17 protein-coding genes are annotated in these 16,742 nt (G+C 33.4%); 13 read left to right on the plus strand and 4 right to left on the minus strand.

Translation table 11 applies throughout. From position 1 onward, the window contains the following. Positions 1-83: 83 nt before the first annotated feature. The gene (locus K319_RS0102055; protein WP_169712645.1) at positions 84-1,181 is read right to left on the minus strand and encodes a TlpA family protein disulfide reductase; all 1,098 of its coding nucleotides are present in this window, start codon (positions 1,179-1,181) and stop codon (positions 84-86) included. A gap of 94 nt (positions 1,182-1,275) precedes the next feature. Between K319_RS0102055 and K319_RS0102060 the strand changes: the two genes are divergently transcribed. Further along, on the plus strand, positions 1,276-2,184 hold the full coding sequence (locus K319_RS0102060; protein WP_027382102.1) for a glycosyltransferase family 2 protein: 909 nt from the start codon (positions 1,276-1,278) through the stop codon (positions 2,182-2,184). A 4-nt stretch (positions 2,185-2,188) separates the two neighbouring features. Here K319_RS0102060 and K319_RS0102065 read toward each other — a convergent pair whose 3' ends face one another. After that, entirely contained in the window at positions 2,189-3,046 is an 858-nt protein-coding gene (locus K319_RS0102065) for a class I SAM-dependent methyltransferase (protein WP_027382103.1), read from the minus strand. Positions 3,047-3,165: 119 nt separating this feature from the next. Here K319_RS0102065 and K319_RS19670 point away from each other — a divergent pair, with 119 nt between their 5' ends. Beyond that, a complete protein-coding gene (locus K319_RS19670) occupies positions 3,166-4,038 on the plus strand; it encodes a glycosyltransferase family 2 protein (RefSeq protein ID WP_051230359.1) in 873 nt (290 codons plus the stop codon). Positions 4,039-4,078: 40 nt separating this feature from the next. Here K319_RS19670 and K319_RS0102075 read toward each other — a convergent pair whose 3' ends face one another. Continuing rightward, positions 4,079-5,182 carry a T9SS type A sorting domain-containing protein gene (locus K319_RS0102075; RefSeq protein WP_027382104.1) on the minus strand — a complete coding sequence of 368 codons (1,104 nt, stop codon included), beginning with the start codon at positions 5,180-5,182 and terminating at the stop codon, positions 4,079-4,081. Between the two features lie 141 nt (positions 5,183-5,323). Between K319_RS0102075 and K319_RS0102080 the strand changes: the two genes are divergently transcribed. Beyond that, a complete protein-coding gene (locus tag K319_RS0102080) occupies positions 5,324-5,506 on the plus strand; it encodes a hypothetical protein (RefSeq protein ID WP_027382105.1) in 183 nt (60 codons plus the stop codon). A gap of 1 nt (position 5,507) precedes the next feature. Next, positions 5,508-5,852 carry a hypothetical protein gene (locus K319_RS0102085; protein WP_027382106.1) on the plus strand — a complete coding sequence of 115 codons (345 nt, stop codon included), beginning with the start codon at positions 5,508-5,510 and terminating at the stop codon, positions 5,850-5,852. 17 nt (positions 5,853-5,869) lie between these two features. Here the strand turns inward: K319_RS0102085 and K319_RS0102090 are convergent, their stop codons facing one another. Continuing rightward, entirely contained in the window at positions 5,870-6,949 is a 1,080-nt protein-coding gene (locus K319_RS0102090; protein ID WP_084403384.1) for an FUSC family protein, read from the minus strand. A 157-nt stretch (positions 6,950-7,106) separates the two neighbouring features. On the opposite strand from K319_RS0102090, the gene K319_RS0102095 reads away from it, so the two are divergent. The 9 genes from K319_RS0102095 (at position 7,107) to K319_RS0102140 (ending at position 16,742) form a co-directional block, all read left to right on the plus strand. Next, on the plus strand, positions 7,107-9,437 hold the full coding sequence (locus tag K319_RS0102095) for an ATP-dependent helicase (protein ID WP_027382108.1): 2,331 nt from the start codon (positions 7,107-7,109) through the stop codon (positions 9,435-9,437). Positions 9,438-9,596: 159 nt separating this feature from the next. Next, positions 9,597-10,265, plus strand: coding sequence for an ABC transporter ATP-binding protein (locus K319_RS0102100; RefSeq protein ID WP_027382109.1), 669 nt, complete (start codon positions 9,597-9,599; stop codon positions 10,263-10,265). A 165-nt stretch (positions 10,266-10,430) separates the two neighbouring features. Further along, positions 10,431-10,919, plus strand: a complete 489-nt coding sequence (locus K319_RS20885) for a hypothetical protein (RefSeq protein ID WP_156907031.1) — start codon at positions 10,431-10,433, stop codon at positions 10,917-10,919. Then, entirely contained in the window at positions 10,916-11,593 is a 678-nt protein-coding gene (gene radC / locus K319_RS0102115) for a RadC family protein (protein ID WP_027382111.1), read from the plus strand. The genes K319_RS20885 and radC overlap by 4 nt, the downstream gene beginning before the upstream one ends. After that, positions 11,590-12,495 (plus strand): hypothetical protein, encoded by a 906-nt coding sequence (locus K319_RS0102120; RefSeq protein WP_027382112.1) that lies wholly within the window; start codon positions 11,590-11,592, stop codon positions 12,493-12,495. Before radC ends, K319_RS0102120 begins: the two co-directional genes overlap by 4 nt. A 50-nt stretch (positions 12,496-12,545) precedes the next feature. Beyond that, on the plus strand, positions 12,546-13,055 hold the full coding sequence (locus K319_RS0102125) for a DUF7935 family protein (protein WP_027382113.1): 510 nt from the start codon (positions 12,546-12,548) through the stop codon (positions 13,053-13,055). Positions 13,056-13,062: 7 nt separating this feature from the next. Next, positions 13,063-13,674 (plus strand): inorganic pyrophosphatase, encoded by a 612-nt coding sequence (locus K319_RS0102130; RefSeq protein WP_027382114.1) that lies wholly within the window; start codon positions 13,063-13,065, stop codon positions 13,672-13,674. 165 nt (positions 13,675-13,839) lie between these two features. Beyond that, positions 13,840-14,364: an RNA polymerase sigma factor gene (locus tag K319_RS0102135; protein ID WP_027382115.1), complete on the plus strand. Its 525-nt coding sequence runs from the start codon at positions 13,840-13,842 to the stop codon at positions 14,362-14,364. A gap of 11 nt (positions 14,365-14,375) precedes the next feature. Further along, positions 14,376-16,742, plus strand: coding sequence for a vWA domain-containing protein (locus K319_RS0102140; RefSeq protein ID WP_027382116.1), 2,367 nt, complete (start codon positions 14,376-14,378; stop codon positions 16,740-16,742).

Raw genomic sequence — 16,742 nt, forward strand, 5'->3', positions numbered from 1 at the left:
AAATTACCTCTTATAAACTTCTCAATAAGAAAGATTACGGTTAATTAATCAATAAATTTTTATAGATGAAATCGATAATTTTATTAATTACTCAAATAATTTGTCATAAATTCTTTGATAACATCTAATTCTCCATAAGTCCTTTTAACAATATTACCTTCAGAATCTACCAAAATCTGCAAAGGATAACCAGAAGCATTTAGTTTTTTCGGAAAATCTTTATTTTTATCAAAATAACTTTCCCAAGTTATATTATTTTTCTTCAGAATTTCGGCTGCTTTGACCATTCTTTCTGGCGTTTGTTCATCAGCAATAGAAATAAAATTTACACCTAGATTTTTATATTGATTGTAAAGTTCAACTAACCTAGGCATATCTTCTATACAAGGCTTGCAAAACGTTGCCCAATAATCTATTAAAGTTAATTTATAGTTTTTAAATGTTTCTTTTGATAAATGTTTACTGTTATCAAGGTTAACATCAGGAAAAATCTTTTCTGCTTCCAATTTCAAAAGCTTACTGAATTCTAAATAAGTGTAAGTTTTTTTGACAGTCATATCAAATAGTTTCAAATTTTCAAAATAAACTGGGTGATAGCCATATCTAGAAAAATCATTAATAATTTCCCAAAGAGCAACAAAAGATTTAGGGTTCTTCCTGATGTATTTTTGAAGTTCTAGTTCTTTACCTTCCAGATTTTCAGCATCATTACTTTCGTAAGGTTTTAATCTGCTCTCATAAGGTTTCAGTATTGCACTCAGTTTATTATATTCGAAATTAGCAGGAGATGAAGACAAAAGTTCAAAATTCAATTTGTCATCTTTAAGTAACAATTTCAAAGTCCCGCTCTCAACAAAAAAAGGCTGCGATTGCATTCCGGAATTTTTAACCGTATCATAATAAGAAATTGCTGCTGGTTGAGGATAATCAAAGTTTGTTATTATTTTTACAGTTCCTTTTGCTGACAATTTCATATCGCCTTGCTCCGCCAGTTTTTTCGAACCTTCAACTGTGAATTTATAGTGGTGCAAGAGATGAGTATTTCTAGCAGCAGAAGGGTAAGTTACAAAGATGGTGTCAAGTTTTAAATTTGGTGCAACAATTTCCAAGCTTGAACTTTTTTGTGAATAATATAATTGAAATGATAGTGAGATCAATAAAAGGATAAGATGTTTTTTCATTGGAATTTTAATTGATTTTAAAAATACATTTTTTTTGTAAAAGAAAATATTAGAAAATCTGTAACTTTCGGCTTCTAAATTTTTTGAATTCGATTTGAAGTTCCTCATTATCATTCCGGCTCACAACGAAGAAAAAAATATTTCTCAATGTTTGGAATCTCTGAAAAACCAGAGTTTTCAGGATTTTGTTTGTGTTGTTGTGAATGATGGTTCAACAGATAGAACCTCTGACATCATAAATAATTTCAGGGTTCAAGATTCAAGGTTCAAGGTTTTAGACTTAGAAAAATCTGAACATTCGCCAGGCGCAAAAGTGGTGAGAACCTTTAATAAAGGTTTAGAATATTTTGACTGGAAATATTTTGATGTGATTTGTAAGTACGATGCAGATATTGTTTTTCCTCAAAATTATTTAGAAAAAATCAATCAAGTTTTCAATACAGATCCAAAAGCCGGAATCGTTTCAGGTTTGGTTTACATCAGGAATTACAAACAAAACCCTGAGATCAAAAATCTCAGAAACCCGAATGAAAACTGGGCAGATTTCAGCAATAAAACTCACGAGTGGGTTTTCGAAGATCTGTCTTCTAAAAATCACGTTCGCGGTCCGATAAAAGCCTACAAAAAAGAATGTTTCGAGGACATGAATGGCTTGCGGGCTGTTCTTGGTTGGGACAATCTCGATATTTTACTGGCTAAAAAGAATAATTGGGAAGTTGTGACCCTCAAAGACCTTTGGGTAAAACATCTTCGCCCAACAGCTTACAAATACAAATCTCAAAAGGCGGAAAAACTCGGTCAGTATTTTTATAACATCGGTTTGAGTTTGCCTCTAGCAATGATCTCGTCAGCAAAATCCAGTTTCAAAAACCATTCTGTAAAAGAGTTTTTCATCACTATCAATTCTTTTCTGAAGCAAAAAGAAAAACGAGATCTCAGTAAAGGAGAAATCAAGTTTATTCGAGATCTGCGTTGGAAAGAGTTTTTCAAAAATTTTTTTTGAAAATTTATAATTTCTGTAAAATAGCAACAACTTGATCTCCTTTGTGTTGTCTATTTAATTCTATCGATTTTTTAGCGAATTCGTTTAATTCAGCCTTTGTAAAAACAGAATTGGGAGTCTGATATGATAAATTTCTTTTATACTTTTCACTTCCTGTAAATTGTAATTTGTAACTATCACAATAATAATCTCTTAACTTAAAATTATTTTGTTCTGCAAGGAGTGTTATTGCTTTTTTCGTTAGAAGCTGAAAATGTCTGGGAGCGTCCCACTGAATCCAATTTTCTTTATAGAATTCATAAGCAAAAGAATCTTTTACAGGAATTCTAATAATTATTTTACCATCCCTTTCTAATAAATTATAACAAAGTTTTAGAGTGTCATTAACGTCTTCTACATGTTCAAAAACATGATTAAAAGTTATGATGTCGAATTTGTCTCTGAGTTCTGTCAAGTTTTTTTTATAGATTGGGAAAGGACTTTCTTGTTCTTTAAGTGCAAAAGGCTCAATTCCAAGCACATTTCGAAATCCTAAATTAAAAATACTTTTCAAAAATTTACCTTCTCCACAGCCAACGTCTAGTATTTTTGAAGATTTGTCTGGATCCAATTTTAGAAATGCTTCCAGAGAGAGATTAGGCATTTTTATTTTTAATTTATTTACAAAAAAAGAGGGAAAATTGTAGTAAAATATATAGTCTCTCAGTCTGAAAAGCAATTTGTCCTTTAAGCTGATTTTAGATGTTAAACTGTAATAATTTTCCGGATAAAAAGATCCAATATTTTCTGGAATTTTAGAAATTTGCAAAGTACCACAGTTTTTACATTCGAAATATTCAAAATTTTCTTTTCCATCAAACATTTTGTCATTGATATTGTACGTGTTACAATCTTCATTTTGATGATTACAAATCCTACAAAGCATAAAGTTTTATTATTCTTCCAAAATTAATCTAATTTTACAAACAATTGGAAAATTAAATGAAAAAAGTAGCAACAATAATTGTAACATATAATGGAGAGAAATGGATAGAAAAATGCTTAAATTCTGTACAATCTTCTAACTATCCGTCTGATATTTTTGTGGTTGATAATGCTTCTACGGACAATACATTATCATTGTTGGAATCATATAACATTTTTGATCTTGAGATCTCTGATAGTAACTTGGGGTTCGGTGCCGCAAATAATATTGCTTTAAACAAGGCTCTAAAATTAGATTATGATTATTTTTTTCTGATTAATCAAGATGTTTATATAGAGGAAAATACTTTGGAACAATTAATCCGGTTTTCTGTTGACCATATAGATACTGGAATAGTTGTTCCTATCCAATATGATGGGAATGGCGACTGTATTGATAATAATTTTAAACAATATATTTCACTTTCTAAAGAAAACAACTTATATTTTGAAACTACTTTTGCAAATGCTGCAGCATGGCTTATAAGTAAAAAATGTTTGGTAAAAACAGGTAATTTCAATCCGATTTTTTCTCATTATGGAGAAGACAGAAACTATTGTGACAGAGTTTTATTTCATAATTTTTCTATTAAAATTTTAAAAGGAACAAAAGTCTTGCACGACAGACAACAAAAAATGTCTCTTGAGAAATCTATAAAATTATCTAAAATAAAATTACTTAGCATTTTCTTAAATCCTAATTTTTCAAAATCTCAAAGTTTAAAAGTTGGATTGGTCAATGTTTTTGGTATGGGCAAATATTTTTTAAAGAAACATCATTCAGTATTTGCATTATTTCATTTTATCCAAGAGTATATCAAGCTATTTAAACAAAGAGATTTTCTTGAATCTGAAAAAAACAAACAAAAATTTGATCAAAAAAAAAGCTGAAAAATTAATTCCAGCTTCTCGATTGTATTTTAAAAATTCATTATTCTTTTATGAATTTCCCTTTTGATACATCTTGGCTGCCATCAGCAATAATTTCATACAAATAATTTCCTGTTGGCAGATTTGAAACGTTGATACTGACTTTTTGACTAGAAGGCCTTACTTGATAATTACTAATTTTTCTACCTTCTGTATTATAAATATTAATTCTAACATAACTCTTGATTTCTTTATCAAAGAAGATAGTAAGGTCATTTTTTACAGGGTTTGGGTAGATTTTTATTCCAGTATCAGAGATAGCATTTTTAGTACCTAATTGTTCTTCTAATGCGTCTACTTTTACTTTTAGTTCTTTGATAGATTCTATTAATAATGCAATTATTTGAGTGTCATCATTTTTTCCATTTCTATAATTTGGGTATAATGCGGCGATTGCATCATAATCAGCAGTACTTTTGTAAATAGTATTATTAGAAAATTCAGAATAATTATAAGTTGGGAAGGTTTTAATTGTATTTAAAGCATTCAGTATTGGCTTCTTATCATATATTTCAGTTGCACTTATTTGACAAATTGTTGACTTATAGACATTTCCAAAAGTATCTAACAAAAGCGGACAGCCACTATTTGAAGTTGTTAAACCTTCAAATTTTAAATTGCCAACAGTATGTAGTTTTGCATCGGGATTTGTAGTCCCAATACCAAAATTCCCATTAGCTTTTAATAAAACTAAATTGTTGTAAGCATTTGAAAATGCAACGATTGGTCTATTGATCAGAGGTTGTACAGTTCCGCCATCTCCCCAAGGAAATTGCGAGGTATTTGGTGCATTGTTGTCAAAAATATCTTTTCCAGCAACAAAATTGAGCATTGGTACTGTTCCATTATCCATACTTGTAACTGTATTGGCAGAGAAAACCAACACTGGACCTGGTGAAGATTCTTTGTGAGCCCAAATAGTAGGTTGAAATTGAGCATTCAAAGAAGTTGAATTACCAATTTCTAATACATCTTTTGCAGCGTCTGAAATTTTAAATTGTAAATGTCTTTCTGCCTGTCCTGATAATGCATTTTGAGTATTTAATACTTGGGCATTTCCAAAAAATATAGAAAAATGAAAGGAAATGAGTAGGATTTTTTTCATAGTTATTTGATTAAATTTTTCACAAAAGTATGAAATGGTATTGATTTGACATTATAAATTTCGATTGAATAACTATCCGAAAGTAACATTTCAAAAAAAATAACGATATTAGTCGATACATTGATCAACAAAAATATTTAGATGAAAAATCATACACTAATTGCAATTATTTCTTTGGTAACCCTCACATTAACCCATTTGTTTTATCTATTTCCTCAGATAGGTTTTTCTCAAAATACTTACATGATAACCAATATGTTACAGGTTTTGAGTTATGCCGGATTAACCGCTTTTTTCATTAAATTGTATCAAAAACAGAAATAATATGAACGAAGAATTTAATGAGTTGTTTGATATTAAGGAAGATAAGGAGGATAAACCAACCGTTCAAATTACCAATCAAAAAATAATAGTTCATGCATTGATAAGAACTGTCATTCTGTTAGTTGCAGGAGTTGCGAGTTGTTTACTTTTATTTGTAGCTGCTTACGATTCGCAAGTCGGTCTTGGAGTTTTAGCACTCATGATCGTTATTGGTTGGTTTGTTCTTATGATAATGGAAGCGATCAGATTAAGCAGAAGCAATAAAACGCAACTTTCTACAGCTAATGCAATTTTAATTGGATTGGCAATATTGATGATTCTTATGCTGGTCTCAAATATTAAATAGGTTTGATCCTGAACTTTTCATTTTTGAAAGCTCTTTCTCAAAACAACTTTTGACTTTCTCAAATGTTTTATAGAATTGAACCTAATTCTTTCATTATACAAAAACCAACCACCTACACAACCAATAGCGCTACCGATTAAAATCTCCAACAATCTCATTTGTAGGAGATAATTGGGATTAAGTGAAGTAGAGCTTCCGGTTTCAGCAAGCAAAATTCCCATCGGTGTCAGAAACATTACAGCCAATGCATAATGTCTTGTGATCAGCATTTCTACAATGATCTGAAGGCAGATGATCGAAACACAGATCAACAAAATATCATTCACATAAGAGAAGATGAACCAGGCAATTCCGAGTCCGATAATCGTCCCGATGATCCTGTGAAAACCTCTTTTCCAGATGTGATATTGGTTCACTCCCTGTAAAACCGCTAAGCTTGAAATAGGGATCCAATAAGGATATTCGAGTTTAAAGATCTGCCCAACCAAAACCGAAGCGAACATGCAGGTCCCAATAATAAAGGATTCTACAAGATTCACGTAAGGATTGATTTGGAAAGTTGTTAATGCTGACTTTGATTCTTTCTTGTTTTTTAGCAAACTATAGATCAGGCAAATAAGGCAAGCGTTCAAAGTTCCGATAGTGAAAATCCCGATTTTTTGAGGAATAGCTTCCGGATGGTGTGGAAGACCGATTGCCATAGATGCCATCATTATGAAGAAAAAACTTCCCGGCGGTTTCAGGTTAAAATATCTGACGATGTAATAAGCAATCGCTGAAAAAACTCCGAAAGCAAAGGGCGCTATCCACATATTGAAGCTAAAGACAAGTCCGAAAATGTAAGAAATGATCATCCCGAAAGAACACACGAACATCTTCATCATTATTTCAAAAATATCTTTACTATTTGGGATGTAGAGAATCACCAACCCTGCTAAACTTGCTGTAAGAGCTGATCTGACATCCGCAAAAAAATACCCGAATAATAACGGGATCCCTACGGCAAGCCCTGCAAGAAAAGGAATGTGCCAGCTTCTGGGTGAGGATTTCAGTACAAAAAAAGAACGGATCTCTTTTTTAATAGAATTGATTTTCAATAGATTGGTTTTTACTTTAGAATTAGACTTTGGCAGTCATAAGCTGTTATTTTTGCCAATGCAAAATTACCTATTAATCCCCGAATTTCAAATTCTGACACAATGAGAAATTGCATAAAAAACGCTATTTTTGTTACCTTAAAATTTTGAGAATAGAATGGATTATCTGAAAGGATTGAATGAGCCTCAGTTAGAAGCAGTTACAACTTTACAAGGACCGTTGATGGTTTTGGCGGGCGCAGGTTCTGGTAAAACAAGAGTTCTTACAATGAGAATTGCACATCTTATCACGAATGGAGTGGACCCTTTCAATATCTTGTCTTTGACCTTTACCAACAAAGCGGCCAAAGAAATGAAAGAGCGTATCGCAAAATTGGTTGGGGACAGCAATGCGCGATCGCTTTGGATGGGGACTTTTCACTCTGTTTTTGCGAGGATCTTGAGAATCGAGGGTCATCATCTCGGCTATCCTTCCAATTTTACGATCTATGATATGCAGGATGCTCTGAATGTGATGAAAAAGGTGATCAAGGACATGAACATCGATGCAGAGATCTATAAAGCTAAAAAAGTTCTTTCCAGAATTTCTCAGTATAAAAATAATCTTATCACGGTCAATGCTTATTTCAACAATCCTGAACTGATGGAAGCTGATGAAAAAGCGAATATGAGACATATGGGTGAGGTTTATAGAAAATATGTTGAGGCTTGTTTCAAGAACGGCGCAATGGATTTTGATGATCTGTTATTGAAAACCAATGAGTTATTGACACGTTTTCCAGAAGTTTTGGCAAAATATCAGGACAGATTCAGATATATTTTGGTTGATGAGTACCAGGATACAAACCATTCCCAGTATTTGATTGTCAAAGCTTTGGCCTCTAAATTTGAAAATATTTGTGTCGTTGGGGATGATGCACAATCGATCTATTCATTCCGAGGAGCGAACATCCATAACATTCTGAATTTCAAGAAAGATTATCCGGATGCCATTACAGTTTCTTTGGAACAGAATTATCGTTCGACACAAAATATCGTAGATGCGGCAAATGTTGTGATCTCCAAAAACTTACAACAATTCAAGAAAAATGTTTTCAGTGAGAATGAAGTCGGGGACAAGATCAAGGTTTACCGAAGTCTTTCTGATGCAGATGAAGCGAATTTCGTCTCTGCCAATATCTTCGAACTACACAATACGCAACAACGCCATTTTTCAGATTTTGCGATCCTTTACAGAACCAATTCGCAGACAAGGGCCTTCGAAGATGCGCTGAGGAAAAAAAATATTCCTTACAAAGTGTATGGCGGATTGTCTTTCTATCAAAGAAAGGAAGTTAAAGATCTACTGGCTTATTTAAGGATTTTGGTCAATGAAAATGATTCTGAAGCTTTGTCAAGGATCATCAATTATCCGGCAAGGGGAATTGGAGAAACTACACAAAATAAATTGGTCGTTTTTGCAGATTCGCAAAATGTTCCGGTCGCTCAGGTTCTTGATAATCTCGGGTTTTATGCACCGCAATTGGGTCTTAATAACGGGGTTTTAACAAAATTGGGAGATTTTTGGGCCATGATAAAAGCCTTCCAGGTAATGTTGAAAACGGATAATGTCTATGATGTTGCAATGGAAGTTGCGAAACGAAGTGGACTGATCAAGTTTCTGAAAGAAGACCAAACACCGGAAGGAATTTCCAGAGTAGAAAATATCCAGGAACTACTGAACTCGATGCAGGGTTTCATCGAGGAACAAATTCAGATTGAAGGAGGAGACCCGAGTTTGTCCAACTTTATGGAAAACATTGCACTTTCTTCTGATACTCAAAATGATAAGGACGATGATAAAGATAAAGTTTCTTTGATGACGATCCACTTGTCAAAAGGTTTGGAGTTCCCTGTCGTTCATTTAGTTGGACTTGAAGAAAATCTTTTCCCTAGCTTTATGAGTTCATCCACAAGGGAAGAATTGGAAGAGGAAAGACGTTTGTTTTATGTGGCTTTGACAAGAGCCGAGAAACAGGTGTTTTTTACTTATGCGGTTTCCAGATTCCAATGGGGAAAAATTACCGATGCAGAACCATCAAGATTCTTAAGCGAAATCGATGCTAAATATGTTGAAATGATAAATCCTGTCACAGAACTGAAATTCATCAATCGTTCCGGACTCGATTCCAGTATTTTTGACGAGACACCTTCAGAACCTCGATTTTTCAAGAAGAAAGAAGAGAAAAAAACGCTGGAAAGAAACATCAATGTCCCTCCTCCAAAAAAGCAGCTGAAACCTGTTGCAACGGCCAGGATAATCAACCCAAGTGGTTCATCCTCAGAAGATATCCAAGTTGGAGACAATGTAAGACATGACCGTTTCGGCGTTGGAACCGTTGAGTTTTTAGATGGAACCGACCCACAGAATATCAAGGCAAAAGTGATCTTCAAAAATGAAGGCGAGAAAAATCTTATCCTTAAATTTGCTAAATTGACCAAGATTTAGAAAAGACACAAGAATCAAATAGATGATTCAAAATAATAAGTTTTTTATTTCTCACAGATTTATCAGATCAAACAAATTGTTTAATTCGAGAGAAATTCACTTTAACAATTTAAAATAAAAAAAAGCTAAAAGCAATTTGCCAGAGGCCAATGCAATATTATGATTCGAGCAAAAAATATACACAAATTCTATGGGACTTTGGAAGTTCTGAAAGGTGTAGACATCCACATAAAATCTGGCGAAGTGGTTTCTATCGTTGGTGAATCCGGAGCAGGAAAATCAACATTACTTCAGATCTTGGGAACTCTGGACAAACCTTCTGATATTGATAAATTCGGAACCGAGATTGCTTTGGACGGCAATTCCTATCTTAAAATGAAAGATAAAGAATTATCCAAATTCCGAAATAAAAATATTGGTTTTGTTTTCCAGAATCATCAATTGTTACCAGAGTTCACGGCTTTGGAAAACGTTTTGTTGCCAACAAGAATCGGAGGAATTGCGGAAAAAGTAGTCATTGAAAAAGCGCATTCTCTTTTTGAAGATCTGAATATCGCCAGCAGATTACATCATAAGCCATCGGAGCTATCTGGAGGAGAAGCGCAAAGAGTTGCAGTTGCCAGAGCGCTCATCAATTCTCCGAAGATTATTTTTGCCGATGAACCAACCGGAAACCTCGATTCCAAAAATGCAGATGCACTTCATCAGTTGTTTTTTGATTTGAGGGACAAATACCAGCAGACCTTTGTTATTGTGACGCATAATGCTATTCTGGCGGAAAGTACAGACAGAAAACTTGTGATGAAGGATGGCCAGATCGTTTTGTGATGAAAAATATTAAGATAAAGATAGTTTTAAAAATTTCATTTTTTATCTTGTTGATAATTACCGGATTTCAAATCAAAGATTTCCCAGGCGGAATGTTTTTTCCGGGATTTTTTTTTTGGAATAATTTTAATTTTTGGAATTTTTTTGATATGCGCAATTTTATCGATGATTTTCACATTCATATTAAAGAAATATTTATTCTCTTCTTTTTTTATAATCTTATCTTGTATAGGTCTATTGATTTTCAATATTTATTTCTATTCTCCAACATTAAGGATTATAGTTCCAAATAATTATAATGGAAAAGTTAATTTGGTTCTTGCAAATGTAAAAGATAATATCTTGGAGGTTGATAAAAACGGCATAGGATATATAAATGAATGGACTTTCAATAGTACTTACACAAAGCCGAAAGTTTATGATAAGGAAGGAAATGATTTAAGCCCAAAAATAAAGAGTTTCAATAATCTTATTTTTTGGACAAATCCGTCACATTGTTGTATTAAAAATGCTGTAATTAAAAGTTTAAGTTTTGAAATCCTTCCCAAAAATAAAGCTGAAAATCCATATAAGTTTTTTGAAATAACAAAAAATATAAATCTAAATATTATTAAAGTTTTCCCATTAAAAGAAAAAAATACTAAACACAAATGAGTATCAAATCCCTTGCGGAAGACGACCGCCCAAGAGAAAAATTCCTGTTGAAAGGAAAAGCCGCAGTCTCGGATTCGGAACTGTTGGCCATCATCATGGGAAGTGGAAATAGGGAAGAATCTGCTGTGGAATTGGCTAGAAGAATTCTGAATTCGGTGGAAAACAATTGGCATCGACTCAGCCAGTTATCAATAAAGGATCTGATGAAATTCAAAGGAGTTGGTGAGGCAAAAGCCATTTCTATTGCAACAGCTTTGGAAATCGGGAACAGAAGATCTCAGCAGGAAGTTTTGGAGAGGCAGCAGATTTCCGGCAGCAAAGATGTTTTCGAGGTTTTACAACCACATTTGTCTGACCTATCAACGGAAGAATTCTGGGCAATATTTCTTAATCATCAAAATAAGATACTCTACAAAACTTGTCTTTTCCGAGGCGGAATTGCAGGTTCTATAGCTGATGTGAGAGTGATCTTCAAAACAGCTTTGGAGCATTTTTCCACAAGGATCATTGTTGCGCACAATCATCCGGCAGGAAGCTTGAGGCCAAGTCAGGAAGATATTAATATTACAAAAAAAATAAATGAAGCTGGTCAATTATTGGAGATCGAGCTGCTGGACCATATCATCATTGCACAAAACAAATTTTACAGTTTCAAAGAAGAAGGAATCCTATGATAAGACGATTGAAATACCACGAGATCGATTTTGACAAATATAATGCCTGTATAAAAAATTCAGTTCAGAAAAAATTTTATGCAGAACGTATTTTCTTAGATATTAGTGCAGATAAAAATTGGGAATTACTTGTCTATAATGATTATGAGGCGGTGATGCCTGTTCCATTTGTGAAAAAGATGGGTGTGAAGGTTGTTCACAATCCGAAGCTTTGTCAGCAATTAGGTATTTTTTCTATAACCGATTTACCTGATATCAATGACAAGTTACACGAATATCTTCTTAAAAATTATGTCATCAGATATTATACTTACAATGATTCCAACTCTTTTTCAAAACCATTGAAAAGAAGAAATAATTTTCTGATATTTCCTGATAGATATGAAACCGTAAGACAAAAATATTCTCCTAAAAGGAAAAGGAAACTAAGGTTGGATCGGGAAGTTTTAGATAATTCTGAAATTATTAAAAACTTTGATTTACAAGTTGTTAAAGAATTTATGCGTAGTACAGGTTTAGGCGCAGACGGAAAAGACATGGAGCAGTTTATTGACCTTTTCTCAAAATTCTTCAACAATGACAAGTTGGATTTTTATGGTTTCTTCTATCATAAAAAACTGATCAATATGATCGCTGTTTACAGGGAAAAGTATTCTTTGGCATTGCTGGGCACTTATAATGAAAGAGAATATGTCAAGTTGAGCGGTTCGTCTTATTTGATAGATAAAGTAATATCTGAGAATATAGAGACCAAGATCTTCGATTTTGAAGGTAGTGAAATTCCTGCTGTAGAAGAATTTTTCCGAGGGTTTCGTCCAGAACTCAGACCCTATCCGTGTATTCAGAATAGCAAAAAAGAAGTGTTGAAACAGATCGTCAAGAAAATATTGTTTCTTAATTAAAAATTCTTTTTTAGCTCAAAAAGTCTTAGTTTTGCAAACCGATTTCAGATATGTTTGATTCAGATTATTTACCTTACGCTGTTGCAGTTATCATCGCATTGCCTTTCCTGGTTTTTGCAAAACAATTTGTAAACAGTTTTGTCAGACTCAAAAAACAGGAAATTAATTTCTTGGCAACTAGATCCAATAGTGAAATAAAATTGCAGGCCCTGGAAAGAATGACCTTATTTCTGGAACGTCTGAAACCGGCAAATCTTGTGATGAAATTTGATAAAGACCTTGAGCCACACGAGTTTGTTTTCCTTACAGAGAAAAATATCACTGAGGAATTTGAATACAACTCTTCTCAGCAGTTATATATTTCCAGGTCATCTTGGCAGGACATCCTGACGAGTAAGAACAATGTTCTTCAATTGCTTCACAAGACTTATGAAGAACTGAACGAAAACTCAAGATTAGAAGATCTCAAAACTATTTTTCTAATGAGTTATGTCAACTCAGAGGATTATATCTCAGATACGATCGAGAATCTTAGAAAAGAACTTAACAAAATAATATAAAATAAACATGATTCCTAATTTTAAAGCACATCCTTGGCATGGGATTTCGGCTGGGGAAAAATCTCCGGAGGTTGTCAATGTCTTTGTGGAAATTGTTCCTACAGATACTATAAAATATGAAGTAGATAAAGAAACGGGTTATCTTAAAGTAGACCGTCCACAGAAATTTTCCAATATTATTCCTGCTTTGTACGGTTTTGTTCCAAGAACTTATTGTGAAGAAGAAGTTAAAAATCTGGCAGTGGCAACCGGAGCCACAGATGTTACAGAAGGTGACCATGATCCGTTGGATATCTGTGTTCTCAGTTCGCATAATATCACTTCCGGTAACATTCTTATGGAAGCTATTCCTATCGGAGGTTTTCAGATGATTGACAAAGGAGAGGCAGATGATAAGATCATCGCTGTTTTGGTAGAAGATCAGGTTTATGGTCATATCAGAGACATTTCTGAGTTGCCAAAAGCAGAGATCAATCGTTTGTTGCATTATTTCTTAAGTTATAAAAACCTGCCGACAGAGCCGGCAAAAGTTAAGATCGATCTGGTTTATGGTGCAGATCACGCTAAGAAAGTGATCGTAGCTTCACAAAAAGATTATACAGATAATTACGCAAAGTAATTTGCTGAAAAAATAAATAAAAAATACCGTCTTTTTAAGATGGTATTTTTTTTATAATGTAATAATTATGGAATATTGAACTTTGAATTAAAAGTTTTTTATAAATTTTCAAAATAATTCCAACCTTTTTTAAACTATTGCATCTTTCCTTATAAAAGCCAATGTATGGAACACGACATTTACATAAGATGCATAAATAAAGACCGCAACGCACAGCGGAACCTTTATGAAGAATATGCAGGTCGATTCTTCGCAACCTGCAAACGTTACCTGAAAAACGACGAGGATGCGGAAGAAACTTTGGCCGATTCTTTCTACATTATTTTCACAAAACTGGAACAACTCAAAGATTTTCAGGTTTTTGACGCTTGGGCAAAGAAAATTGTGGTGAATCAATGTCTTCAGAAGCTTCGCAAGAAACAACCGTTTTCGATTTCTATTGAAGAGAATTTTGTGGATTTACCAGATTCCGAATCAGAAAATGTTTCGGAAGAAAAAGGGATTTTGTCACTTCTCAATTTCCTTCCGGAAGGTTGTCGCACGATTTTTAATTTGTTTGCGATGGAAGGCTATCCTCACAAAGAAATTGCACAGATGCTTTCTATTTCAGAAGGTACATCCAAATCTCAGGTGAATTTTGCCCGCAAAAAATTGCAGGAATTGGTGAAACTTCAAACAATTAATTCTTAAAGTTTAAAAAAATGGAAAATCAAGATATTGATAAAATGTTCAGTGATGCTGGGAAATCAGCAGAGGAAAACCCAACATTTCCTGCTTTTGAAAAAGTTTGGGGAAAAGTTGAAGAGAAATTAGATAAAAAAGAAAATAAGAAAAGGATCATCCCGATTTGGTTTCCTTACGGAATTGCTGCGGGATTGGCTTTGACGTTTGGTGTTTTGTATTTTATGAAAGATGATAAAGTTCATATTAAGCCTCAAGTCGCTGATAGAATCGAAGGGAAACCAGTCAATCCAAACCAAATAGAAACTGCAAAAAAAGCTCAGGAAATCAATAAAACTTTTGAAGAAAATTTGGTGAAAAATCCGATCAAACCTTCTGAGGCGAAAGATATTATTGCTTATCAAAATGTAAGAACGGAAGATGAGATTTCTACATCAGTGCCAATAGCTCCAAGTGCCATTATTTCTGCACCAGTACCAATGCCTTCCCAAATAGTTACAAATGAAGTAAGGGAAAATATTATAATGAATCCTTCAGTAAAACAAAATTATGTAACTACTGAAAAAACAAAAGAAGTAGAACCTATTGTTGTAAATGCAATGGGAATCAAAAGAGAACAGAAAAGTTTAGGATATGTAAATACAACTGTAAATCAACAATTGGAAGGGAAAGTTGCTGGAATTAATGTTTCTCCAAATCTTAATCTGGCAGATTTTGCTCCTGATAATCTTTCGATTCGTGGGGTAACATCTTTAAATCAAAATAACCAACCCTTATATGTTATTGACGGTATCCCTTATCAAAACGTAAACCTGCAAAATATTGATGCCAATAAAATCAAAAATGTAGAAGTTTTGAAAGATGCAGCTGCAACCTCTCTGTATGGTTCACGTGGAATGAATGGAGTAGTTGTCATCAAAACAAAAGGTATTTCTAAAAATGAAATCAAATCTTTGAATAATTTAAAACCTGTTCAAAATCAAGAATCTTATGACGAATGGAAAGAAAACAAATTCGAATTAACCAAGGCTGAACCGCTTTCCACTTTTTCGATTGATGTTGATAATGCAGCTTATTCCAACATCAGAAGAATGATAAATAACGGGCAGAAAGTCGATAAAAATGCTGTGAGGATTGAAGAAATGATTAATTATTTCAAATACAATTATCCACAACCCAAAAATGGACAGCCTTTTTCAATCAATACAGAGTACAATGATTGCGCTTGGAATCCAAAACATAAGATTCTAAAAATCGGTTTACAAGGTAAAATAATGGATGAGAAAGAATTACCTGCTTCTAATTTGGTTTTTCTGATCGATGTTTCTGGTTCTATGAATCAGCAAAATAAATTACCATTGCTGAAATCGTCATTCAAAGTTTTACTAGAAAAACTTCGTCCACAAGATAAAGTAGCTTTGGTAACTTATGCTGGAAGTGCAGGCGTGGTTTTGGAACCGACTTCAGCTAAAAATAAAGAAAAAATCCTGACTGCTTTGGAAAATCTCAGTGCAGGCGGAAGTACAGCAGGTGGACAAGGAATTGAATTAGCTTACAAACTGGCCCAGGAAAATTTTGTGAAAAATGGAAACAATCGTGTGATTTTGGCAACAGACGGTGATTTCAATGTAGGAATTTCTAATAATTCTGAGCTTCAAAAATTGATTGAAGCTAAAAGACAATCCGGGATTTTCCTAACCTGTCTTGGTTTTGGAATGGGAAATTATAAAGACAATCGCTTGGAAATGTTGGCTGACAAAGGCAACGGAAATTATGCTTACATCGATAATATGCAGGAATCCAATAAGTTTCTGGGAAAAGAATTTGCGGGAAGTATGTATGCGATTGCTAAAGATGTCAAGATTCAAATTGAGTTTAATCCGAAGTTCGTAAAATTATACAGATTAATTGGTTATGAAAATAGAAAACTGAATAATGAAGATTTTAAAAATGATAAAATTGATGCAGGAGAATTAGGAATTGGCCATACAGTTACAGCTATTTATGAAATTATTCCAGTCGGTTCAGATTCAGAATTCATTCCGGAAAGTGTTGATTTGAAATATTCTAAAACAGAATCTCACAATGAATTTGGAGACGAATTAGCAACGGTCAAATTCCGATATAAAAATCCTGATGAAGATAAAAGTAAAGAATTAATTCATACTATAAAAGATTCTAAAAATCAGATTAATAATGCTTCTTCAGATTTCAAATTTGCATCATCTGTTGTCTGGTTTGGATTGGTTTTGAGACAATCAGAATTCATCAAAGACAAAGACCTTGATAAAATCATTAATTTGGCGAAACAAGGAAAATCAAATGATGAAAACGGGTATCGTTCAGAATTCATCAGACTGATTGAAAGTTATGAACAAATAAAGTAA

Source organism: Epilithonimonas caeni DSM 17710 (assembly GCF_000426465.1).
Taxonomy (GTDB): Bacteria; Bacteroidota; Bacteroidia; order Flavobacteriales; family Weeksellaceae; genus Epilithonimonas; species Epilithonimonas caeni.

Coding starts and splice junctions, on each gene's coding strand:
- K319_RS0102125 (WP_027382113.1), top strand. CDS start 12,546: ATGTTTGATTCAGATTATTTACCTTACGCTGTTGCAGTTATCATCGCA.
- K319_RS0102065 (WP_027382103.1), bottom strand. CDS start 3,046: ATGTTTGATGGAAAAGAAAATTTTGAATATTTCGAATGTAAAAACTGT.
- radC (WP_027382111.1), top strand. CDS start 10,916: ATGAGTATCAAATCCCTTGCGGAAGACGACCGCCCAAGAGAAAAATTC.
- K319_RS0102075 (WP_027382104.1), bottom strand. CDS start 5,182: ATGAAAAAAATCCTACTCATTTCCTTTCATTTTTCTATATTTTTTGGA.
- K319_RS0102095 (WP_027382108.1), top strand. CDS start 7,107: ATGGATTATCTGAAAGGATTGAATGAGCCTCAGTTAGAAGCAGTTACA.
- K319_RS19670 (WP_051230359.1), top strand. CDS start 3,166: ATGAAAAAAGTAGCAACAATAATTGTAACATATAATGGAGAGAAATGG.
- K319_RS0102140 (WP_027382116.1), top strand. CDS start 14,376: ATGGAAAATCAAGATATTGATAAAATGTTCAGTGATGCTGGGAAATCA.
- K319_RS20885 (WP_156907031.1), top strand. CDS start 10,431: ATGATTTTCACATTCATATTAAAGAAATATTTATTCTCTTCTTTTTTT.
- K319_RS0102100 (WP_027382109.1), top strand. CDS start 9,597: ATGATTCGAGCAAAAAATATACACAAATTCTATGGGACTTTGGAAGTT.
- K319_RS0102055 (WP_169712645.1), bottom strand. CDS start 1,181: ATGAAAAAACATCTTATCCTTTTATTGATCTCACTATCATTTCAATTA.
- K319_RS0102080 (WP_027382105.1), top strand. CDS start 5,324: ATGAAAAATCATACACTAATTGCAATTATTTCTTTGGTAACCCTCACA.
- K319_RS0102130 (WP_027382114.1), top strand. CDS start 13,063: ATGATTCCTAATTTTAAAGCACATCCTTGGCATGGGATTTCGGCTGGG.
- K319_RS0102120 (WP_027382112.1), top strand. CDS start 11,590: ATGATAAGACGATTGAAATACCACGAGATCGATTTTGACAAATATAAT.
- K319_RS0102085 (WP_027382106.1), top strand. CDS start 5,508: ATGAACGAAGAATTTAATGAGTTGTTTGATATTAAGGAAGATAAGGAG.
- K319_RS0102135 (WP_027382115.1), top strand. CDS start 13,840: ATGGAACACGACATTTACATAAGATGCATAAATAAAGACCGCAACGCA.